The organism is Flavobacterium davisii, assembly GCF_042182265.1.
Lineage (GTDB): Bacteria > Bacteroidota > Bacteroidia > Flavobacteriales > Flavobacteriaceae > Flavobacterium > Flavobacterium davisii.
Window position 1 is genome coordinate 1,630,891 of the sequence record NZ_CP097869.1, and the last position, 21,990, is coordinate 1,652,880.

Sequence of the window (21,990 nt, forward strand, 5' to 3'; positions counted from 1 at the left end):
TTTTGGAAGCAAAATACAACATACAAAAAGTTTGCACCCTCAGTAATGAAGGTTTGTATATGGATGGTCAAAAAGTAATGGCGTGCGAAGAGGAATCATTTGCTGATTTTTCAAAACGTATTTACAAACAGTTTGAAGTAAGTTATCCTAAATTTTTCAAAATGGATAATTTGAGTAAACTTGCTTTTTTAGCCTCTGAGATGGTGTTGAAAGATGCCGTAAAAAACGAGGAAGAAAATAATATAGCGGTTATATTTGCCAACCAATCAGCAAGTTTGGATACCGATGTAAAACATCAAGATTCAATTGCGGATAAAGAAAATTATTTTCCAAGCCCTGCCGTTTTTGTGTATACCTTGGCAAATATCTGTATTGGTGAAGTAAGTATTAAGCATAAATTAAACTCAGAAAACGCATTCTTTGTGTTCGATGCGTATAATGCACCTTTTATGCACACATATACAGAACAATTACTCAAAACCGATAAAGCTGATAAAGTTTTATGTGGCTGGGTCGAGTTGTTTCAAGATAACTACAAAGCAGTAGTGTATTTAGTAGATAAACAAAAAATAGGTGTAGCACACCATATTGAGAATATAAATCAAATTTTTAATTAAGTTATGGAAGCATTAAAACAAGAACTAAAAGCGAAGATTATCGAAGTATTAAATTTGGAAGATGTAACTGTAGAAGATATCCAAGATACTGATGCTCTTTTTGGAGATGGTTTAGGATTGGATTCAATCGACGCTTTAGAATTAATTGTTTTATTAGATAAAGAATACGGTATCAAATTAACAGATCCTAAAGAAGGTAAAACGATCTTCGCTTCAGTTGAAACAATGGCTGACTTTATTGCTAAAAATAGAACAAAATAAAAGGCAATTCTAAAAAAATGAACCAATAAAAAAAGGCTGTTTTTAAACTGGTTTTTGAAACAGCCTTTTTTAAGTGCTACCACAAGGAATACTAATATAAACTTTCATCTAGATGAAAATTGCTATAACAGGTATGGGGATTATTTCTGCGATAGGTAAAACTGTAGCAGAAAATTATGAGTCATTAATTAATAAACAAATGGGAGTTTCCGAAATTGAAAATTTTGAGACGACTCATAAAGATGTTATTAAAGTAGGGGAAATTAAAATGAGTAACCAAGAATTGGTTAACTTGTTAGGTTTACCTGAATCTAATAACTTTTCACGTACCGCTTTATTAGGTGCTTATGCAGCTCAAAAAGCTGTAGAAGATGCTCAAATTAAAGATATAAACGCGTATCGCACAGGTTTGATTTCGGCTACTAGTGTTGGAGGAATGGATATGACGGAACGTTATTATTATGAATATTTCGAAAATCCAGAAATTCAAAAATATATTAGGGCGCATGATGCAGGTGATTCATCACACAAGATTGCCGACTATATTGGATTAAAAGGGTTTGTGTCAACGGTGAGTACAGCCTGTTCTTCTGCTGCAAATGCTATAATGTTAGGTGCAAGAATGATTGCTTCTGGACAGTTGGACAGAGTGATTGTGGGCGGTACAGATGCGATGTCTAAGTTTACAATCAACGGTTTTAAAACCTTAATGATACTTTCAGACACATTTAATACGCCTTTTGATGACAATCGTAAAGGGTTGAATCTTGGGGAAGCAGCCGCTTTTATCGTGTTAGAGTCTGATAAGCTTGTAGCTCAAGAGGGAAAAAAAGTATTAGCTTATTTAAAAGGTTTTGGAAATGCGAATGATGCTTACCATCAAACGGCATCTTCTGAAAATGGAGAAGGCGCTTTCTTGGCGATGCAAAAAGCTTTTAAAATGGCGGATATAACGCCTGATGCGATTGATTATATCAATGCGCATGGAACAGCTACACCAAATAACGATTTATCGGAAGGAAGAGCGATTATTCGTGCTTTCGAAGGTTATGCGATTCCTGAGTTTAGTTCAACTAAGGGATTTACAGGACATACTTTAGCTGCAGCAGCTGCTATTGAAGCAGTCTACAGTGTTTTGGCTATGCAAAACGGAAAAGTGTTCCCGAATTTAAATTTCAAAACACCAATGCAAGAGTTTGATTTAATCCCACAGACAGAGGTTCAAGATAAAGAAATAGACTATGTATTGTCTAATTCATTTGGATTTGGAGGAAATTGTTCAACCTTGATTTTTTCAAAAAACTAAAAAACGACATGAAAGCTTGTTATATAAACGGTGTGGGTTCGGTTTCATCTCAAAAAACTTTTGAAGGTGATTTTCTTTCCGAAATAGCTATTGATGAAACTCAAAATGTGCGTTTTGCCCAACAACCTTCGTATAAAGAAATGATTCCTCCAGCCATGATTCGTCGTATGGCAAAAGGGGTTAAAATGGGAATTTTTGCTTCCAATAAAGCATTAGCGGAGGCGGAATTAACTTACCCAGAAGCTATTATTACGGGGACAGGAATGGGGTGTGTGGAAGATTCAGAAAAGTTCTTGAAAGCAATTATTGATAACCAAGAGCAATTTCTTACACCAACTTCTTTTATTCAATCGACTCACAATACAGTAGCCGGACAAATTGCATTGGGATTACAATGTAAGAGTTACAATTTTACCTATGTAAATGGAGCGGTTTCTTTTGAAACTGCCTTGTTGGACGGTAAAATGCAAGTGGAAACAGGTGAGGCATCATCGGTTTTAATTGGCGGGGTTGATGAAACTTCTGCACATACATTAGAATTGTTCAAATTAGTAGATGTAATCAAAAAAGAAAACGAGCAACCTTTTCAAGTGAAAAATGCTACTACATCGGGTGTTGTTTTTAGTGAAGGGGCCACTTTTTTTGCTTTAGATAATGTGGCTAAAGACACTACTTATGCTAAGTTGGAGGCTATAAGTATGAAAAATGTTTTGGATAAAACGGAAGTTCAAGATTTTGTAACTTCTTTTTTAGCAGAACAACAAATGGATAGTTCGGAAATTGATGCTATAATTTTAGGGTATAATGGTGATGTGAATTTTGATGGGTACTATGATGAAGTAACCTCATTATTCGCTAATACAGCACAATTGTATTACAAACATATTTCTGGTGAATATAACACAGCATCAGCATTTGGATTATGGGTGGCATCGCATGTAGTGAAAAATCAAAATGTTCCTGAAATTTTACAATGGAATGCTATCAAGCCTACTGCATTGAAAAAAGTGTTATTGTATAACCAATATCAAGGAAGAGACCATAGTTTGGTTGTATTGTCGCAATGTTAAGACATAAATACATAAGTTTAATTACGCTACTTCTTTTGCCTTTGTTTTTATATTGGCAAATGCCGTGGTGGGCTTATGTATTGCTGTTTTTGATACATACGGGTTTTACCGCTTGGGGTGCATTTGATATTAGATTGAATTATTTTTTACCTGCTTTTTCGAGTTTTAAAACCAATGAAAATGCAATTGCGTTAACTTTTGACGATGGACCAACCGAGTTTACACCTTTAGTATTGGACTTGTTAGCGAAATATGACGCTAAAGCGACTTTTTTCTGCATTGGAAAACAAATAGCTCTTTATCCAGAAATTGCTAAAAGGATTGTAGATGAAGGGCATCAAATTGCCAATCATACCTATTCACATTCTAATCAAATGGGATTTTTTAGTAAAAAACGGTTGTTGGATGAATTTGAACAGACAGATGCTTTACTTGAGAAAATAACGGGGAAAAGTAATCGTTATTTTCGTCCGCCTTTTGGAGTAACAAATCCGCATATTGCTAAAGCAGTAAAAGAAAAAAACTATAAAGTTATAGGTTGGAATATCCGATCGTTGGATACGGTTATAGAAGAAGAAAAAATATACAATAGAATTGTAGATAAAATTGATAAAGGTAGTATAGTGCTTTTGCACGACACTTCTCAAAAAACGGTAAATGTTTTGGCACGATTATTGTTATTATTGCGAAAAAATAAATACAAAACAATTACGGTAGAGGAATTTGAAAAAAAATAATTATAGAAAATATAATGATAAAAAAAAATACACTCACACTATTGGCTTGTTTGTTTTTTGTTTCCTTTTGGGCGCAAGAACAAAAAATGACAGATTCTGAAATTACAAAATTTAAGAACCTAGTAGAAAAAGAAAATAAAAATATTAAAACAATTAAAACGGACTTTGTACAATACAAACACTTGGATTTCTTATCAAAAGATATTGAAAGTTCAGGGAAAATGTATTTCAAATTGCCTAATTTGTTAAACTGGCAATACAACAAACCGTATCAATACAGTATCGTTTTTAAAAACAATAAAGTTTTTATTAACGACCAAGGGAAAAAAAGTACTGTAGATGGGAAACTTTTTGAGAAAATCAATAAGATGATTATTGGTAGCGTGAGCGGGAATATGTTTGATGATAAAGAATTTGCTATTACTTATTTTAAAACGAACGATAATTACATTGTTAAGTTGTTGTCCAAAGCCAATCAAGTGAAGAAATACATCAAACAAATTGAGTTAACGTTTCCAAAAGATGATCCAAGCGTTTCTCAAGTAAAATTAATAGAACCATCAGATGACTTTACAAAAATAGTATTTAAAAGTAAACAAATAAATGCAAAGTTTAACGACGAGGTTTTTGATAACTAGTATATTAGGCGTATTTTTGCAAGGTTGTAAAATATATGAACCTTTAGAAAATTCAGTATTAGAGCATAAAGAACAAATAATTCTAAATCCATACTTTGCAAATCCTGAATTAGATTATATATACAAAGCTCAGATAGAAGCGTATGGAAATACTTTAAGTGGTTTATTCATAATAAAGAAAATAAACCAAAATTCCCACAGAGTAGTGATGACTACTGATTTTGGAAATAAATTATTAGATTTTACTATCGGAGAACAAGAAGTAAAAACAAACTATGTAATAGAGGATTTAAACAAAAAAATCATATTAAAAATATTAGCAAACGATCTTAAATTATTAGTTCAAGAAAAGTATCTAGCAAAAACAGAAAGGGAAAAAGATGAAATACGAGTGTTAGAAACAAAACAAAATGCAATACATAACTATTTTTACTTTAAAAAGGACAGTAATCAACTAATAAAAATAGTTCAATCCACAAAAAGAAAAGCAAGATTGGCAATAATTTTTGATACAAAAAACGCTGATTTTTCGGATCAAATTTTTTTAGAACATTATAACTTTAATATAAAAATAAATTTAAAACAAATAATAAAATGAAGAATGTGAAAAGAGTATTTGTATCATTAGCTTTATTTATTGCAGGGGTAAGCGGAGTTCAAGCCCAAGTAACTTTTAATCCTATAGTTCGTGGAGGATTAAATGTTTCGCGTTTTACAAATGGCGATACAGGTTATCAATATTCGTATGGTTACGATGCAAATACAGGACGATTTATTAAAAGTGAAAGTGATAATCTTTTTTCAACAAAAGCTAATTTTTATTTAGGTTTTGGAGTGGCGTTAAAGTTTAATAAACTTTATACATTACAACCAGAGCTTAATTATTCAGCTCAAGGAGCTAGTGCGAAAATAGTTTATAATTCAAGAACTAACACAATGGAGTATGGAGACCTGAATGTTTCTTACTTTGGAGCACAAGTTATAAATAAGTTTAATTTTAGAAAATTTAACCTACATGTAGGATCAGGATTAGACTTTATTACTAGTAAAAATTTTAAAGTTGAAAATGATGTAGATTTAACCCTTTCTATGGGAGCGGGTTATGATATTACTAAAAACTTTGGTGTAGAAGCTAGATTCAAAGTAGGGGTGGTACCTGTTGTTCAAACAACACATTACTCATATACTACAACTTCAAGTTATTCAAGAACAGAAAATCACTCAAATGCACTTTTCTCTTTTGGGGCATATTATAAATTTGATATAAAATAATCAATGCTTTTAAACGATTTTTATAACGTTAACGAGCTAGATCAGTTAGCAGAAAATAAATATCTGGCAAAAGTAATTTTAAATCCAGCTCATCAAATCTTTAAGGGGCATTTTCCAGGAAATCCTGTGACCCCAGGAGTTTGTATGATCCAAATTATTAAGGAAATTACTCAGGAAATTTTAGGCGTATCTTTACAAATGACAGCGTCAAGTAATGTTAAGTTTATGGCAATAATTAATCCTGAAACTAATCCCGAATTAACGCTAGAGTTAGATTTGTCAGGTAATATAGCATCGGATGTTAAAGTTAAAAATACGACCAAATTTGGTGATACGGTTGCTTTAAAATTAACCAACACCTATCGTAAAGCTTAAAAAATAATTTCAAACGACTTAATTTTAGTTTGTATTTTTGCAAACTAAATTAATTCGTTTTTTTAAATTATACATTATGAAAACTTTTTTAGCACTTTGTTTATGTAGCGTATTGCTTTCTTTTCAGCATTTTTCAGATTTACGTAACCAATATGAATATGCCTCCAAATCAAAAAATAATACTGAAAAGTTTTATGAATTAACGCAAAAAACAACTGGAGATAGCCCTCTTTTAATCGCTTATAAAGGAGCCGCTACTTTATTAAAATCACGTTTTGCTACCAATAAAGAAGAAAGGAAAGAACAATTCATGTTAGGAGTAAAGGCAGTAGAACAAGCAATAACTAAAGAAGGAAACAATGTCGAAATCCGTTTAATTAGACTCAGTATTCAAGAACATACACCTAAATTTTTAAAATATAAAGAGAATATTGAAGAAGATAAGAAAATAATAGTACAGAATTTTAACAAACAAAATACAGCTTTAAAAGAGTATATACAGCGTTATATAACCCAATCTAAAGTATTTACAGACACTGAAAAGTCTAAACTAAATTAAAATGGTTACTAATTTATCTTGGTCTGAACGTATTAATAATGTAAAATGCTGTGTTGTTATTCCAACCTATAATAATCACAAAACCTTAAAACGTATATTAGATGGTGTTTTGGCTATTACTTCAAAAGTAATTGTAGTTAATGATGGTGCTACAGATACCACGCCTGAAATTTTAGCAACTTATGCTGATAAAACGATACAAGTACATTTGCCCGTAAATAAAGGGAAAGGAAATGCCTTACAAGTAGGTTTTAAGAAAGCTTTGGAATTAGGATTTGACCACGCTATCACTATTGATTCTGATGGGCAACATTTTCCAGAAGATATGAAAGTTTTTGTAAAGGCTTTAGAAGAATCGGATGAAGATGTTTTGTTAATTGGTAGCCGAAATATGGAGCATGATTCGGTGCCTAAAAAAAGTAGTTTTGGTAATCGTTTTTCTAGTTTTTGGTTTTGGTTTGAAACAGGTATTAAGTTGAATGATACACAATCCGGCTATCGTTTATATCCTTTGCATGCGATTCCTAAAAAGTTTTTTACCAATAAATTTGAATTCGAAATCGAAATCATTGTACGTACAGCATGGAATGGCGTAGCGGTCAAAAATATCCCTATTCAAGTGCTTTATGACCCAGCTGAAAGGGTGTCACATTTTAGACCATTTAAAGATTTTACCCGCATCAGTATTTTAAATACCGTTCTGGTAATATTACTTTTCTTATACATTAAGCCTCGAAATTTCTTTAGAAACTTTAAAAAAAAAAATTTTAAAACATTTCTAAGAGAAGATTTGTTTGCTACTCAGGATTCAGCTTTAACCAAATCGCAATCGATTGCATTAGGTGTTTTTTGTGGAATTGCCCCTTTTTGGGGTTTCCAAACCGCAATCGTTATTACCACAGCCGTTTTATTGCGATTGAATAAGCCACTTGCCTTTGCGTTTTCCAATGTGAGTATTCCGCCTATGATTCCTTTAGTAGTCTATGGTTCACTAAAAGTGGGCAGTTTATTTGTAGAAAAAGAAGCCCCTTTTACCTTAGCGGATACTTTCGATTTTTCTCAAATTAAAGAACATCTTTTTCAATATCTTGTGGGGAGTTTTATCCTTGCAATCAGTATGGCAATTATTTTCGGGGTTGGAAGTTATTTAGTACTTTCGCATCGGGAAAATAATAGGGTGTAAATAAATGTATTTTTTTTTTATTAAAATTCATGAATTCGTTCAGAGGAATCGGATTCTGGCTTTCTTGTTGCCAATAGTATTGTTGGTTATATTAACATTCTTTGCCTGTCAAATCAAATTTGAAGAAGATATTACACGGGTTTTACCAAAAAATGATAAAGCCGATGTTACTTCAAAAATTATCAAACAATTAAAATTTGCAGATAAAATTACGGTTATCATTGAACGTACCCCTAAAGGCACAGAAGATGATTTGACGGAAACAGCAAGCGTATTTATGGATAGCCTGCAAGCCGTGCAACCTTATGTGAAAGGAGTTCAGGGAGCTGTTGCCCAAGAAAATATAAAAGGGATTTTTGATTTTGTGTATCAAAATTTACCCTTGTTTCTAGATGAAAAAGACTATCAAGCTATTGGACAAAAAATCCAAACGGATAGTATCAAAAATAGAGTTGAAGGAAACTATAAATCGCTCATAAGTCCTTCGGGTATGATTACACGTGATTTTATTATCAACGACCCATTAGGAATCAGCTTTATTGGATTAAAAAAAATGCAACAACTCTCTATTGGTGATGAGTTTATCATGAAAGACGGTTATTTGTTAACGAGCGACCGTTCTAAGTTATTGTTGTTCATTAATCCGAAGTACGGCGGTAGTGAAACCGAAAAAAACACCCAATTTGTAGCGCAACTTAAAGCTATTCAATCAGCTATTAATACAGGTTTTAAAAATAAAACAACCTTGTCTTATTTTGGTTCGCCTGTTATTGCTGTAGCCAATGCCAATCAAATCAAATCGGATATTATTACGACGGTTTTATTATCTATGGGGACTTTAATGTTCATTCTAATATTCTTTTTTAGAAAAGTTACCATTCCCATCATTATTTTTATTCCTACCGTTTTTGGAGTCCTATTTGCAGTGGCAAGTTTGTACTTTATTCGCGAAACTATTTCGGCTATTTCATTGAGTGTTGGTGCCGTTTTACTGGGTGTAACCATAGATTATGCTTTGCATATCATGACACATTATCGACATAATGCCGATGTAAAGCAATTGTATAAAGATACAGCCAAGCCACTCATCATGAGTAGTTCAACTACGGCGGTTGCTTTTCTTTGTCTGTTGTTTGTAAAGTCTGATGCACTTAAAGATTTAGGGATATTTGCCTCCATCAGCGTGATGGTTTCTGCCTTGTTTTCATTGATAATTATTCCTCATTTATACAAACCTAAAAAGGATGGTTTAGCACATGCAGGTATTTTGGATAAACTTTCTAAAATCCCTTTTGAGCGTAATAAATTCTTGGTTATTGGCACTTTCGTAGTGTTGATTATAAGTTGTTTTACATTTAATAAAGTCACTTTTAATAACAACTTAGGCGATTTAAATTTCATTCCATCGGATGTTAAAGAGGCTGAGGCCAAGTTAGAAGCTTCAACCAGTTTAACTTCAAAAGCCATTTATGTTGTGGCGTATGGTAATTCTGAAAAAGAAGCTGTTGAAGCTAATGCTAAATTAAATGCTTTTTTAATCCAACAAAAGCAAGCTAAGAAAATCAATAATTATAGTTCTCTTGCCGGTTTATTACCTTCTGAGGCGGAACAAAATCAAAAAATAGCACAATGGAAATCATTTTGGACAGCAGGAAAATGTCAAAATGTGCAAAACCAGCTTGTTCAACAAGGAAAAGCTTTCGGATTTAAACCAGAAACACATCAAGCATTTTATGATTTGATTCGTTCAGATATACAACCTTTACAATTACAGAATTTAAAACAAGCCATTCCCGATTTGTCTGATGAGTACGTGTCAAATACGAAGAATTGGTATACAATCGCCAGTATTGTTAAGTTGGATGAAAATCGGAAAGTTGATTTTGTAAAAGCGATAGATAGTTTTGCAAATGTGGTGGCTATTGACCGTCAGCAGTTGAATGAAACATTTTTAGGTAAGCTAAGAGATGATTTTCAAAACCTAGTCAATTATTCGTTCATAGCTGTTATCCTAATCCTTTTTGTGTTTTTCAAACGTATCGAATTGGTATTGGCCAGTTTGTTACCTATCACAGCAACAGGTTTAGTTACGGCGGGATTAATGGCACTTTTCGGCATTCAATTGAATATTTTTAGTACCATAGTTTGTACGCTTATTTTTGGGCATGGTGTTGATTTTACCCTATTCATGACCAGTGCACTTCAAAAAGAATATACGACAGGGAAAGATGAAATGCCAGCTTATCGTATTTCTATCATACTGGCTGCATTAACTACTATTTTAGCCATTGGTGCTTTAATTTTTGCGAAGCATCCCGCATTGGTTTCCATTTCTTCAGTGTCTTTGTTAGGCGTTATTAGTGCTTTGCTAATTACCTTTGTTTTTTATCCTATAGTTTTCAAATGGTTGTTTTTTAAACGTCAACAAAAAGGCAATATTCCAGTTCGACTTTTTACCGTAATTATATCCATTATTGCATTAACCTATTATGCTTTAGGTGGGATTGTATTTTCTATGATAGGTAGGTTTTTAATAGGAATTACACCTGGAAATAAAGAAGCAAAAACACTTTTATTTAGAAAAGGAATGGCTTATTTTTTTAGATCCGTTCTAAAAATGAATCCAATTGTTAAGAAAAAAGTAATTAATTCACACAAAATAGATTTTAGCAAACAAGCCATTGTAATAGCAAACCATGTTTCTGTATTAGATACGCTAGTATTCGGAATGTTAACGCATAAAATTGTTTATTTAGTAAACGATTGGGTGTATAATTCGCTAATTTTCGGAAGAGCCGTGAGAGCCATGGGCTATTATCCCGTATCGCAAGGTATTGAAGGAGGCGTAGACCATTTGCGTAAAAAAATGGAAGAAGGGTATTCGTTAATGATTTTTCCCGAAGGAACACGTTCTGATGACAATGTGGTAAAACGTTTTCATAAAGGCGCTTTTTTCTTAGCGGAAGAATTCAAATTAGATATTCTACCCGTATATATACATGGTAGTGCCGAAACCTCTCCTAAAGGTGATTTTATGATTCACAATGAGAGTTTGACGGTAGTAGTGGGCGATTATATTTCGTATGAAGACCGTAGTTTTGGAGCGGATTATTCCGCAAGAACTAAAAAGATAAATAAATTTTTCAGAAATGAATTTTTCAAAGTACGTCAAGAATTGGAAGATGCGAATTTCTTTCAAAGAAAAGTGGTTGATGGTTACTTATATAAAGAAGAAGAGATTTATTCCGCTGTAAAATCGGATTTTGAAAAGTATAAAAATGATTATTTTGAGTTTTTTACCTTGATAAAAGACGATGCTAAAATCTTGCATTTGGCAGATGACTATGGTCAATTGAATGCTGTGTTGACTTTGCAACATCCCAAGCGAAAAGTTCAAGCGCTATATTCAAATGAAGAAAAACGTGCGATAGCATCAACGCATTATCTTACTGCCAAACGTCATATTAAATGTTTTGTTAATGAAGAAGAAATAAAGTCTTGTGAAGTGCTCTTAGTTGCTACAGAAATTTTTGAAAATGATAAAATAGTTGCTTTCGCTAGTCAAGTGAATGAAGTGGTTTTATTTCAAGCTTCAAAATATATTTCAGTGTTAGAAAATCAAGGTTTTGTTCGTGCATATCAAAAAGCGAATCTTATAGTTTTAAAACGATAAATGGAAAGGAAGTATGATGTAGTCATAGTAGGAAGTGGACTAGGTGGATTGGTTTCTGCCATCATTCTTGCTAAAGAAGGAAAAAAAGTATGCGTATTGGAAAAAAACAACCAATACGGAGGGAATTTACAAACTTTTGTGCGTGATAAAACTATTTTTGATACGGGGATTCATTATATAGGTGGTTTGGCAGAAGGTCAAAATTTGCATAGCTATTTTAAATATATTGAAATCATTGACCAACTCAAGCTGAAATTGATGAACCCTGATGGGTACGATTTAATTACTTTTGATGACGATTCCAATGAATATCCGCATGCACAAGGCTACGCTAATTTTACGAAGCAATTACTACCTTTTTTTCCTACTCAAAAAGAAGCTCTAGAAAAATATTGCAAGCAACTGCAATATACTTGCGACTCGTTTCCATTGTATAATTTGAAAATGGGCGAAGGATACCAACAAGAGATTTTAGCTATCAATGCGCAAAATTATTTTGATCAATTAACGCAAGATGAGAAACTAAAAGCAGTATTAGCGGGTTCCAATTTCTTATATGCAGGTGTACCAGATAAAACGCCTTTTTATGTGCATGCCTTATCCGTAAACTCCTATATGCAAAGTGCTTGGCGTTGTATTAACGGAGGAAGTCAGATAACCAAACAACTGATAAAAGTTATCCGTAAATATGGAGGCGATGTTTTCAAACATAGAGAAGTTAATGGATTTACCCTTTCAGAAGGAAAATTAGCTTCTGCTTTAACAAAAAATGGAGAAGAATATTTTGGAGCTGTTTTTATCTCCAACATTGAACCCAAGACGACTTTAAAATTAATAGGCGAACAACATTTTCGTAAATCCTATTTTAAGCGTATACAAAAATTAGAAGTACAAATTGCGCCTTTTAGTATTTATGTTGTGTTTAAACCTGAGACATTTTCCTACATCAATCATAATTATTATCATTTCAAAGAGGCAAGTCGTATTTGGCAAGCTGGGGAATATACGCAAGAATCATGGCCAGAAAGTTATATGTTGTCTATGAATGTGTCATCAGCTGACCAACTATGGGCCGAAAGCTTAACAGCCATTACTTATATGCGTTTTGAAGAAGTGGCTCAGTGGGCTGATACACACAATACCGTTTCGGAAGAAGAATCTAGAGGGGAAGCTTATGAAGCTTTCAAAAAGGAGAAAATAGAAGTTTTTCTGAAAGAAATAGAGAAAAAATTCCCCAATATCCGTTCATGTATTAGGTCCATTCATGCCTCTACACCTTTATCTTATCGTGATTATATTGGGGGACATAACGGTAATTTATACGGTTATGTAAAAGATTCTAATAACCCCATGTTGACCTTTATTTCTCCAAAAACTAAAATTGAAAACTTGTTTTTAACAGGGCAAAGCATCAATATGCACGGTGTTTTAGGAGTTACCATAGGTGCAGTGGCTACTTGTTCCGAAATTGTAGATGGAGAATATTTGATTAATAAAATTAATCAAGAAATAGCAAATGGATAAAATAGGGAAGTATATAGGTGTCTTATCAATGTTGATTTTGAATGCCTGTGGGATTTCAAAATCGATTCATCATCTGCCTTTGGAAATTCCAATGCAACAACCTGTAGTGTCTAAAATTTCAGATACTTTGGTTACACATGCCAATGGCTTTTTAGTTAAAAATGATAAAAAAATATGGGAACTCCATGTGTCGGGTTCAGCCTCAGAAAGAGGAATGTTAACAGGCGCTTTGGCAGAACCTTTAGTAAAAAAACAAGAACGAATCTTTTTTTCTAAAGTAACCGAAATGGTTCCTTCTAAAACCAAACAATGGTTGTTACGAAATATATTAAAGTGGTACAATCGTAAGTTACATCTTAATGTTACTGAGGAGTTCAAAACCGAAATCTACGGTTTGTCCCTGTATACCGACACAAAATACAATTACATTGCACCGCCCTTTTTAAGAAGTTTGTATTTACACGGTGCGCATGATATCGGGCATGTTATGCAAGATTTAGCCTTAGTGGGGTGTACTTCTTTAGCCGTTTGGGGTGATAAAAGTGCCGATGGCGAATTGCTGATTGGAAGAAATTTAGATTTTTATGCAGGTGATGATTTTGCTCAAGACAAATTAATCACTTTTGTTAAGCCTGATAAAGGAATTCCGTATGCTTCCGTGGCATGGGCTGGAATGATAGGCGTTTTATCAGGAATGAATAAAGAAGGTTTGACGGTTACCATCAATGCAAGTAAATCCAAAATGCCATTGCTAGCTAAAACACCTATTTCATTATTAACCAGAGAAATTTTGCAATACGCTTCTACCATTGAGGAAGCTATAGCTATCGCTAAAAAACGCCCTGTGTTTGTATCGGAATCCATTATGATAGGGAGTGCAAAAGATAAAAAAGGGGTTATTATTGAAGTATCACCCAAGAATTTTGGCGTTTATGAAGTACCGAATACCAACCAATTGTTGTGTACGAATCATTTTCAGAGTAAACCGTATTTTTCAGACAAACGCAATCAAGCACACATTCGTGAGAGTCATTCGCAATATCGCATGGAGCGTATGCAAGAATTGTTGCAACAACAAGATAAGTTGAATCCAGAAAAAATGGCTGGAATTCTTCGAAACAAAGAAGGATTGAAAGAAGCTAAAATTGGTTACGGTAATGAAAAAGCCATCAATCAGCTATTAGCACATCATGCGGTCATTTTTAAACCAGAAAGTCGCCTGATGTGGGTTTCCTCTAATCCGTATCAACTAGGGGCTTTTGTAGCGTATGATTTGAATACCGTTTTTGATGCAAAAGAACCCAAACTTTCAGAAGTTACGACATTAAAAATGGAAGCGGACGATTTTATACAATCAGAAGCCTTTAAAAATTATGAAATTTTTAGGAAATTAGACCGCGACATGGATAACGCCTTAGGAAAAAAAGAAAACCTTTCGGTCGATTTTATAACGCAGTACAGTCAAACCAATCCGAACTTATGGAGTGTACATTTCAAATTAGGGAAGTATTGGTATACTATAAAAAAATACAAAGAAGCAGCAGAAGCTTTTCAAAAGGCAATGCAGTTAGAAATTACTACCTTGCCCGATCGTAAGGAAGTAGAAAAATATTGGCATAAAACAAAAAAGAAATTACCATGATACCCGAAATAGAAAAGGCATCCGCACATGAAATCAAAGTGTTTCAAGAGCAAAAATTACGTGAGTTACTGGTATATCTCCAAGCCCATTCGCCGTATTATCAGCGCATGTTTTTGGAGCAAAACATAAATATTGACAGCATTCAAACTTTGGAAGATTTACAACAATTGCCTGTTACTTCCAAAACCGATTTGCAACAAAATAATGACGATTTCTTTTGTGTGCCCAAACATCAAATTATTGATTATGCAACCACTTCTGGGACTTTAGGAAGTCCGGTGACTTTTGGTTTGACCGATGCCGATTTGGAACGTTTGGCTTATAACGAAGCGATTTCTTTTGCTTGTGCTGGAGTGCAGGAAGGTGATGTAGTGCAATTAATGACTACTATGGACCGTCGTTTTATGGCTGGATTGGCTTATTTTCTAGGATTACGAAAATTGAAAGCGGGTATCATCCGAGTAGGTGCTGGTATTCCGGAATTGCAATGGGATTCTATTTTAAAATACCAGCCTAAGTTTCTAATTGCGGTACCTTCTTTTTTATTAAAAATGATTGAATATGCCGAAAAACACGGTATTGATTATAAAAATTCAAGTATAAAAGGGGTGATTTGTATTGGGGAATCCTTGCGGAATCAAGACTTTTCTCCCAGTTTACTAACTCAAAAAATACAAGAACAATGGCCTATTGCCTTGTATTCTACCTATGCGTCTACCGAAATGAGCACCGCATTTACCGAATGTAATCAGCAACAAGGAGGGCATCACCATCCAGAATTGATTATTACCGAAGTTTTAGATGCCAATAATCAGCCTGTAGCTTCTGGCGAAGCGGGCGAATTAGTGATTACTACTTTGGGAGTAGAAGGAATGCCGTTGTTGCGTTTTAAAACAGGCGATGTAGTACAGTTGCATACCTCTGCGTGTGCTTGCGGACGCCAAACCTATCGTGTTGGACCTGTTGTAGGTAGAAAGGAGCACATGATAAAATACAAAGGTACTACCTTGTATCCACCCGCAATGCATGATTTGATGACTTGTTTTGAGCCTATTCAAGCCCACGTATTTGAAATTTCTACCAACGAGCTAGGAACGGATGAAATTGTGATTAAAATTGCTTCAAAAGACACCAGCGACAGATTTCTAACCGAGGTGAAAGACCATTTTAGAGCCAAACTACGTGTAGCGCCTAAGTTGGAAGTATTACCTATGGAAGTAATACAAAAAATCATTTTTCCACCCATGAGTCGTAAACCCATAACTTTTATTGATAAACGAAACTAAAATTGAAAACTATATTAATTACAGGTGCTTCTAGCGGTATTGGCGCCAGTACGGCACGTTATTTTTCTGAAAATGGCTGGCATGTTATAGCAACTATGACTTGTTTTGACCATGGCAAAGAAACAGTGCAATTACCCAATGTAAGCAGTTATCTTTTAGATGTGACCTCATCCGAAAGTATCGCTACAGCTAAAGAAGCTATTTTAAAAGACCACGCGGTTATTGATGTCATACTGAATAATGCTGGGGTTGGCTACCGTTCTTTTGTTGAGTTCTCTAAAGATGAAGAAATTGACAAAATTGTGGATATCAATTGGCTGGGATGTGTAAAAGTATGCCGTGCATTCATTCCCGTGTTCAGACAACAAGGTTTTGGACATTTTATTAATGTGACTTCTATTGCTGGATTGGTTAATTTGCCATTAGGAAGTTTTTACCATTCCACTAAAAGTGCTGTAGAAAGTTTCTCCGAATGTATGTCGTATGAGTTGATGAATTTTGGAATAGGCGTGAGCACCGTACAATTTGGGAATGCCCCCACAGCATTTCAAAAAAACGTGGTGAAAAGTGAAAACACAAGCGTTGCAATTTATGACGCCATGATGGATAAAATTTCGGGCTTATTGCTAAAAAAACAATCCAAAAACACCAACTTAATAAACGACATCGTAGAAACCTTTTTTGCTATAGCCAATAAACCCCGCGTAAAATTCACACGTTATACCGTAGGCTTTGATGCCAATGCTATGAGTACCTTACGTTCGGTATTGGGGTATCGTATTTTTAATAAAATTATAAGAAAACAGGTGTTGTAAAACAGCTGTTTTTTTTAGAAATAGATACTGTCCTAAAAAAGTGTGTTAAGCAAAAAACTGTGATTGCAGTTGTTGAGTGGTGGCTACTCTAGAGTTTGGGAAGGATTTAATTTCCCGTATTGATAGCGCTTTCCGACCTAAATAAGGGCAAGTGAAAGTTTGAATCAAATAAAAACCCCGATCGTAAGGTCGGGGTTTTTATTTTTACTACGAAAAACTTACAAAGATTAGATAAATAAGTGAGTTTTTACAGAGTTTGAGAAGAATTCCAATGGATATTTTTATTGTTGATACTTTGAATCCAACGAAACCTTAGCTGTTAGCAGTAGTTCATTCTTTTGATAATTGTTTATATTTTAACGATGTTTCTATGTCATTAATTTTGTTTGCAAATTCTGATATTTTCAATGCTAATTCTTTATTCTGATTGTCATATTCATAAGCTAACTTTAAAACACCAATTGAAAATATTTTATAATTCTTTCCTTTTTCTAATTCATTTTGCTTTGTAAAACCTTCACCATATTCAAAGGCAAGGTTTCCAATATCAGTCAAATCTAACATTGTAAGATTTCTAATTTCTTTAGATTTGTCCATTTCAAAAGCTTTGTCAATACTTACTTTTCCTAATTCTATGTTTCCTAAATTTATTTTGCACAATCCCAATTCTCTATAGTTTTGAGCTTGTTTCCCATTTACTTTATTAGATTCTTCAAACCAATAAATTGCTTCTTTATACTTTTTATCAATATATAAACTATGAGCTAAAGCACTTCTAACTGTTGAATGTGTAGAATCAATCTTTAAAGTTTCTCTAAATTTTTCAATTGATAGTCTATTTAGCTCAACAGCTTTTTCATAATTTCCGCTATTCTGTTCCTCAATTGATTTCAGATTTAATTCAACTCCTTCATTAAATTTTTCAAAAGATTCACTTTGATTGTTTTTTCCACAAGAAATGAAAATTAAAAGGAATAAAACAGATGTTAATTTCATTGTCTTTTTTTTGAATTACTGCCAGTTAGCTGCTGGCATGGCTATTTTAAGTTAGATTTGTAATTAAATCTTTAGGAAATAGAAATACATAGTGAGGATAAGTATTTCCGATAGTTTTTAGACAGCATTTTTTAAATTTTAGCCCTGAACCACACTCACATTTGTCATTTCTACCGCATTTGAAGTCGCTTTCTTTGACATAACGTTCGGATATTTCAAGATCCCAATCTTCATAAGGATCATTAACAACACTAAAGAGATATTCTAACGGATAGTAATTATAATGATCAGTTTGATTACCAGTTTCATCTTTAATGAACATCACAGAAAATTTATTTCCAGGATCTTGTACTAATGCCATGCCTAAGACTTCTACATCGGTGACAATCCTATGACAAATTTCACCATTATAAATTTCACCAACGAGATGACCACATGGCCTTCTTATTGATATTTCTTTATCACAAACGCTACATTTTTTCTTTTTTTTAAGTAGTTCTACACTTCCAAATAACTTATATGGATAGAGAATTTGTAAATTTCTTAAACCTTTTTCTATTTTATACAATCCATAACTATTAGTTTTAGTGTCGAAATGTCGTTTTAAATCATGAAATTCAATTTCAACTCTTTCAAGTTCGCACCAAGCTTTATAGTATTCTTTTTTTCTTAAATAATCAAATGCTTCTCGATACTGAAAATGTATCTGAAGAATTGATTGCGCAATCCAACATTCTTTAGCTATGTGTTGGTCATTAACTAATAATGCTTCTTCTTTTATAACTTGTATTTGTTCTTGTAATAACTTTAAATCTGTTATATTTTCAAGTTCTATTAAAAGGTCCCAAATATTATTTTCCTTCATATTCTTTTAATGCATTAAGTGCAGTTCCAACTTCATTTGCAGGACCTTCATAATCGATTTCTTTCGATGTCCCAGTACTATCGACAACAGTAACGGTGAATTTTATATGTGTGGGTTGAAGAAACTTTTTTTGTGTAATTTCACTTGGAGATTTAGAGTCAATTACCTTTTTTATTGGTGGATTATTGATGACCGTTGTTTTATTTGTTATCGTTGTTGAATTATCTACTGTAATTATCGGAGGTTTACTTTCATCTTCTTTAATAAAATTATCATAAACATATGATGAAAATACAGTTATAAAAATTGGAATGGTTACTGATAAAATAACAAACTTACCTAACCTTTTGTAATTATTGTAAAATGCGAATTCGAGGTAATCATCTTCTCCAATACAGATATCTATAGAAATCTCCGATGGTAAATTTTTCTTAAAGTAGTCTATGAGACTTTCTGTTCCTATTGGAAAGACAGGTGGCGTATTGTCACGTAAATCTTCGAAAGGTGTGAGTAAGATAGATGCTTTTGCAAGTTCTTTTTGAAGTTCTTCATCGATATATTCTCTATTCAACCAAGTTGAAAAAGTTTCAGTACTGTCGATAATAGTTAATGTCATAGTTTAGGTTTTTAAATGCTTGCAGCTAACGTTCCGAGTATTTGCGAAGAAGCGGTATAAAATACCGAAACATCATTTAAGCACGGAAGTTAATAAAAATTACTGGACTTTGGTTAAGCATTACTCCCGCTTTTTTGCAAATACTATGTTATAGGACGTTTTTCCAGTTTATTATTTTTTTAATTTCATCAATATCACTAAATAAATCAGCGTTCATATCATAAGTACTAACATCTAAATTAACCCCAATTTTTCCAGGCTGATTAACATTATAACCGTTTGAAGTTAAAGTACTATGGATTTTTTTAGCTGTCAAGTTTGGTAATGGAATTATAGAGCTCACAATGGTTTCTGAATATTCAGTCTTTAAGGAAAAGACATTGAAAATTGATTTTGCATTTTTATTAAGAACATAATATGTTCCAACATTTTCTGATTGCAATTGATTTGACAGGAATAGTTCACCACTAGGTTTGGCATCCATATCTTTTATCTGATTTCTAATGTTTTGGTAAAAATCGTCTAATAAAAAAATGTAGCCAAATTTGGAAAATGTGATTATATAACTGGTCTTTAGTAGCGCTAAATCCACTCTTTCAGGAATAATTTTATAATCTTTTGGTTTTAAATTCAATAATGGCCCAACATTTTTTGTTTTGATGCCATAAATAAATTTTTCTAAGAGGTTTGGATTGTTTTTCTTGTTTCGATGTAATACACGTAAAGTTCCATCACCATTTGAAGTGATTTCTGCGGTAATATTTTCTCCTTCAAAATCAAAATTTCTGAATTGAGTAGAACCCTTATAATAATTGTTGTCATCAATTTCTCTTATTCTATTAATAAGGTGATTGTCAATTTGATGCCCTGCAGAGGAATTGCATTTTTTGCACGTTAATGCTATTCTTTTTCCATAAAGTTTTTCAGGAGGAGCATCTTCTTCAGTAAGAAAATTTTTTGTATTAGAAGAAATTATATCTGATTCTTCGAATTGACCAAGGCAAATTGGACAAATGTATGTTCTGTCATATTTTAATTCAATATCAATTAAACCATAACTTTTTAACAAATGGAGTTGATTTGAGAATTTGTCAAATAACTTTTTCCTATTGTCTACTTTTTTACTCATAGTTATTCCAAAATGTCCTATAACTCATAAATAGGCGAACCCTATTATAAGTTTGTTTATTGTTTTCATCGAAACAATACAAAAGCGCATTTCGCTAACTAAAATTGTTTCGTATTCCAAAAATAGAAAATCTAAACGGATAATGTATCTAACCAACTGATGATTTTTTGCAAACTTTTGTCAGTTTTATATCTGGGCTACCAACGATTTATAAAGTAGTGTTTAAAGTTAAACACCTAGGTGCTAACTTAATTTACTTGCCTCGCTAAAACGAATACATCGCACACAACACTAGCTTACTTTCACCCATCATCCATCACCCAAAACTATTTTTTCCTCTTTCAAAAAAAATCACTAATTATGTAGTAATTCTTAAACAAATTATCATGACAACAACAAACAAAAACTCAACTTCCGAAACGGGACACGCTAAGAACATCGCAAATTTTGGCGCTGCCATTCAAATTCTTCAAGAAATGGGTGCACTCTATAATCCTTCTAATCCGCAATTGGGGATTGCGAACCTATTAGAAATTAAACAAGAGGTAGAAGCGACTATACTAGGACTAAATACCAAAATTCCAGCCTACAAAAACGCAGTAGCAGCACGTGAAATAGCCATGGAACCTGTAAGTAAATTAACCACTCGAATTAATAATTTTGTCAAATCTATTGCCATTTCGCAGCCCGATAAAGAAAATATCCAAACTCTAGTAAAGAAAATTCGTGGTGATGTAAAAGCTAAAAAAGTAAATCCTGAAACCGCAGAAACCAAAACCATTTCAACCCTGCAACAAAGTTTTGACAGTCGTATTGCGAACCTTTCCGTTTTAATAGAGCAGTTAAATATACATCCAGAATTTGCACCCAACGAAGAAGAACTGAAAACACAAAACCTAAAAACATTACAACAACAATTAGATGCTTTAAGTAAAAACGTAAACACTACAGCCAATGCGTTAATCACAGCACGTATGGATAGAAACAAAATCTTATATACCAATCCTGATAACGCCCTAAAAACGATAAAGGAAGTAAAAGCTTATGTCAAATCCCTAGGTGAAGCCGCACAACCTTATTATAAAGCCCTTGTGAAATTACAATTTAGAGAACAAGATTAACAATTAAGTAGACAGACATTTATCGATGACTTATGAAAAACTCTAGCAATCAAATGCTAGAGTTTTGTTTTTTTACCTAACAGGTCTAAAAGTACCTGTTAGGTTTTTTAAACACCACCCATCGTATTCCTACCCTGAGTCTACCCTTTTTTTTCGAAACCTGACAGGTCTAAAAGTACCTGTTAGGTTTTTTTAATACCACTCATTGTATTCCTATCCTGAGTCTACCCGTTCCTTTCGAAACCTGACAGGTCTAAAAGTACCTGTTAGGTTTTTTAAACACCACCCATCGTATTCCTACCCTG

The 21,990-nt window shown here is 33.3% G+C and carries 21 protein-coding genes; 17 read left to right on the forward strand and 4 right to left on the reverse strand.

The features are described from left to right. The first annotated feature begins 2 nt into the window (after positions 1-2). The 16 genes from NAB20_RS06835 to NAB20_RS06910 all read left to right on the forward strand — a co-directional run bounded on the left by NAB20_RS06835 (position 3) and on the right by NAB20_RS06910 (position 16,958). The gene (locus tag NAB20_RS06835) at positions 3-617 is read left to right on the forward strand and encodes a 3-oxoacyl-ACP synthase (protein WP_105195253.1); all 615 of its coding nucleotides are present in this window, start codon (positions 3-5) and stop codon (positions 615-617) included. Between the two features lie 3 nt (positions 618-620). Further along, a complete protein-coding gene (locus NAB20_RS06840; protein WP_088390013.1) occupies positions 621-878 on the forward strand; it encodes a phosphopantetheine-binding protein in 258 nt (85 codons plus the stop codon). Positions 879-990: 112 nt separating this feature from the next. Further along, positions 991-2,184, forward strand: coding sequence for a beta-ketoacyl-[acyl-carrier-protein] synthase family protein (locus NAB20_RS06845; RefSeq protein WP_375605750.1), 1,194 nt, complete (start codon positions 991-993; stop codon positions 2,182-2,184). An 8-nt stretch (positions 2,185-2,192) separates the two neighbouring features. Then, positions 2,193-3,254 (forward strand): beta-ketoacyl synthase N-terminal-like domain-containing protein, encoded by a 1,062-nt coding sequence (locus NAB20_RS06850; protein ID WP_375605751.1) that lies wholly within the window; start codon positions 2,193-2,195, stop codon positions 3,252-3,254. Between the two features lie 41 nt (positions 3,255-3,295). Beyond that, positions 3,296-3,991 (forward strand): polysaccharide deacetylase family protein, encoded by a 696-nt coding sequence (locus NAB20_RS06855; protein WP_375605752.1) that lies wholly within the window; start codon positions 3,296-3,298, stop codon positions 3,989-3,991. A 14-nt stretch (positions 3,992-4,005) separates the two neighbouring features. Beyond that, on the forward strand, positions 4,006-4,629 hold the full coding sequence (locus NAB20_RS06860; protein WP_105195250.1) for an outer membrane lipoprotein carrier protein LolA: 624 nt from the start codon (positions 4,006-4,008) through the stop codon (positions 4,627-4,629). Then, positions 4,619-5,227: a hypothetical protein gene (locus NAB20_RS06865; RefSeq protein WP_146105886.1), complete on the forward strand. Its 609-nt coding sequence runs from the start codon at positions 4,619-4,621 to the stop codon at positions 5,225-5,227. Before NAB20_RS06860 ends, NAB20_RS06865 begins: the two co-directional genes overlap by 11 nt. A 5-nt stretch (positions 5,228-5,232) precedes the next feature. After that, positions 5,233-5,901 carry an outer membrane beta-barrel protein gene (locus NAB20_RS06870; RefSeq protein WP_088390056.1) on the forward strand — a complete coding sequence of 223 codons (669 nt, stop codon included), beginning with the start codon at positions 5,233-5,235 and terminating at the stop codon, positions 5,899-5,901. 3 nt (positions 5,902-5,904) lie between these two features. Then, positions 5,905-6,276 carry a 3-hydroxyacyl-ACP dehydratase gene (locus NAB20_RS06875; RefSeq protein ID WP_088390008.1) on the forward strand — a complete coding sequence of 124 codons (372 nt, stop codon included), beginning with the start codon at positions 5,905-5,907 and terminating at the stop codon, positions 6,274-6,276. Between the two features lie 76 nt (positions 6,277-6,352). Further along, a complete protein-coding gene (locus NAB20_RS06880; protein WP_088390007.1) occupies positions 6,353-6,835 on the forward strand; it encodes a hypothetical protein in 483 nt (160 codons plus the stop codon). 1 nt (position 6,836) lies between these two features. Continuing rightward, positions 6,837-8,018: a DUF2062 domain-containing protein gene (locus NAB20_RS06885; RefSeq protein ID WP_088390006.1), complete on the forward strand. Its 1,182-nt coding sequence runs from the start codon at positions 6,837-6,839 to the stop codon at positions 8,016-8,018. A 4-nt stretch (positions 8,019-8,022) separates the two neighbouring features. Continuing rightward, positions 8,023-11,691 (forward strand): 1-acyl-sn-glycerol-3-phosphate acyltransferase, encoded by a 3,669-nt coding sequence (locus NAB20_RS06890; protein WP_088390005.1) that lies wholly within the window; start codon positions 8,023-8,025, stop codon positions 11,689-11,691. After that, complete coding sequence (locus NAB20_RS06895) at positions 11,692-13,215, forward strand: NAD(P)/FAD-dependent oxidoreductase (RefSeq protein ID WP_088390004.1); 1,524 nt, start codon at positions 11,692-11,694, stop codon at positions 13,213-13,215. Further along, the gene (locus NAB20_RS06900) at positions 13,208-14,857 is read left to right on the forward strand and encodes a C45 family autoproteolytic acyltransferase/hydolase (RefSeq protein WP_088390003.1); all 1,650 of its coding nucleotides are present in this window, start codon (positions 13,208-13,210) and stop codon (positions 14,855-14,857) included. The genes NAB20_RS06895 and NAB20_RS06900 overlap by 8 nt, the downstream gene beginning before the upstream one ends. Then, on the forward strand, positions 14,854-16,143 hold the full coding sequence (locus tag NAB20_RS06905) for a phenylacetate--CoA ligase family protein (protein WP_088390002.1): 1,290 nt from the start codon (positions 14,854-14,856) through the stop codon (positions 16,141-16,143). The genes NAB20_RS06900 and NAB20_RS06905 overlap by 4 nt, the downstream gene beginning before the upstream one ends. A 2-nt stretch (positions 16,144-16,145) precedes the next feature. Further along, positions 16,146-16,958, forward strand: coding sequence for an SDR family NAD(P)-dependent oxidoreductase (locus NAB20_RS06910; protein ID WP_088390001.1), 813 nt, complete (start codon positions 16,146-16,148; stop codon positions 16,956-16,958). A 330-nt stretch (positions 16,959-17,288) separates the two neighbouring features. On the opposite strand, the gene NAB20_RS06915 is transcribed toward NAB20_RS06910, so the two are convergent. The 4 genes from NAB20_RS06915 to NAB20_RS06930 all read right to left on the reverse strand — a co-directional run bounded on the left by NAB20_RS06915 (position 17,289) and on the right by NAB20_RS06930 (position 20,564). Beyond that, positions 17,289-17,954: a tetratricopeptide repeat protein gene (locus tag NAB20_RS06915; protein WP_088390000.1), complete on the reverse strand. Its 666-nt coding sequence runs from the start codon at positions 17,952-17,954 to the stop codon at positions 17,289-17,291. Between the two features lie 46 nt (positions 17,955-18,000). Further along, complete coding sequence (locus NAB20_RS06920; RefSeq protein WP_088389999.1) at positions 18,001-18,819, reverse strand: YecA family protein; 819 nt, start codon at positions 18,817-18,819, stop codon at positions 18,001-18,003. Next, entirely contained in the window at positions 18,806-19,435 is a 630-nt protein-coding gene (locus tag NAB20_RS06925; RefSeq protein ID WP_088389998.1) for a hypothetical protein, read from the reverse strand. Before NAB20_RS06925 ends, NAB20_RS06920 begins: the two co-directional genes overlap by 14 nt. Positions 19,436-19,583: 148 nt before the next feature. After that, positions 19,584-20,564 (reverse strand): hypothetical protein, encoded by a 981-nt coding sequence (locus tag NAB20_RS06930; protein ID WP_088389997.1) that lies wholly within the window; start codon positions 20,562-20,564, stop codon positions 19,584-19,586. A gap of 386 nt (positions 20,565-20,950) precedes the next feature. Here NAB20_RS06930 and NAB20_RS06935 point away from each other — a divergent pair, with 386 nt between their 5' ends. After that, positions 20,951-21,685 carry a hypothetical protein gene (locus tag NAB20_RS06935; RefSeq protein ID WP_375605753.1) on the forward strand — a complete coding sequence of 245 codons (735 nt, stop codon included), beginning with the start codon at positions 20,951-20,953 and terminating at the stop codon, positions 21,683-21,685. Positions 21,686-21,990: the final 305 nt, after the last annotated feature.

What these genes read in the sequence shown, in the direction of transcription:
- NAB20_RS06840 (WP_088390013.1), top strand. Translation starts at nt 621, where the DNA reads ATGGAAGCATTAAAACAAGAACTAAAAGCGAAGATTATCGAAGTATTA.
- NAB20_RS06845 (WP_375605750.1), top strand. Translation starts at nt 991, where the DNA reads ATGAAAATTGCTATAACAGGTATGGGGATTATTTCTGCGATAGGTAAA.
- NAB20_RS06850 (WP_375605751.1), top strand. Translation starts at nt 2,193, where the DNA reads ATGAAAGCTTGTTATATAAACGGTGTGGGTTCGGTTTCATCTCAAAAA.
- NAB20_RS06860 (WP_105195250.1), top strand. Translation starts at nt 4,006, where the DNA reads ATGATAAAAAAAAATACACTCACACTATTGGCTTGTTTGTTTTTTGTT.
- NAB20_RS06875 (WP_088390008.1), top strand. Translation starts at nt 5,905, where the DNA reads ATGCTTTTAAACGATTTTTATAACGTTAACGAGCTAGATCAGTTAGCA.
- NAB20_RS06880 (WP_088390007.1), top strand. Translation starts at nt 6,353, where the DNA reads ATGAAAACTTTTTTAGCACTTTGTTTATGTAGCGTATTGCTTTCTTTT.
- NAB20_RS06885 (WP_088390006.1), top strand. Translation starts at nt 6,837, where the DNA reads ATGGTTACTAATTTATCTTGGTCTGAACGTATTAATAATGTAAAATGC.
- NAB20_RS06890 (WP_088390005.1), top strand. Translation starts at nt 8,023, where the DNA reads ATGTATTTTTTTTTTATTAAAATTCATGAATTCGTTCAGAGGAATCGG.
- NAB20_RS06895 (WP_088390004.1), top strand. Translation starts at nt 11,692, where the DNA reads ATGGAAAGGAAGTATGATGTAGTCATAGTAGGAAGTGGACTAGGTGGA.
- NAB20_RS06900 (WP_088390003.1), top strand. Translation starts at nt 13,208, where the DNA reads ATGGATAAAATAGGGAAGTATATAGGTGTCTTATCAATGTTGATTTTG.
- NAB20_RS06905 (WP_088390002.1), top strand. Translation starts at nt 14,854, where the DNA reads ATGATACCCGAAATAGAAAAGGCATCCGCACATGAAATCAAAGTGTTT.
- NAB20_RS06915 (WP_088390000.1), bottom strand. Translation starts at nt 17,954, where the DNA reads ATGAAATTAACATCTGTTTTATTCCTTTTAATTTTCATTTCTTGTGGA.
- NAB20_RS06920 (WP_088389999.1), bottom strand. Translation starts at nt 18,819, where the DNA reads ATGAAGGAAAATAATATTTGGGACCTTTTAATAGAACTTGAAAATATA.
- NAB20_RS06925 (WP_088389998.1), bottom strand. Translation starts at nt 19,435, where the DNA reads ATGACATTAACTATTATCGACAGTACTGAAACTTTTTCAACTTGGTTG.
- NAB20_RS06930 (WP_088389997.1), bottom strand. Translation starts at nt 20,564, where the DNA reads ATGAGTAAAAAAGTAGACAATAGGAAAAAGTTATTTGACAAATTCTCA.
- NAB20_RS06935 (WP_375605753.1), top strand. Translation starts at nt 20,951, where the DNA reads ATGACAACAACAAACAAAAACTCAACTTCCGAAACGGGACACGCTAAG.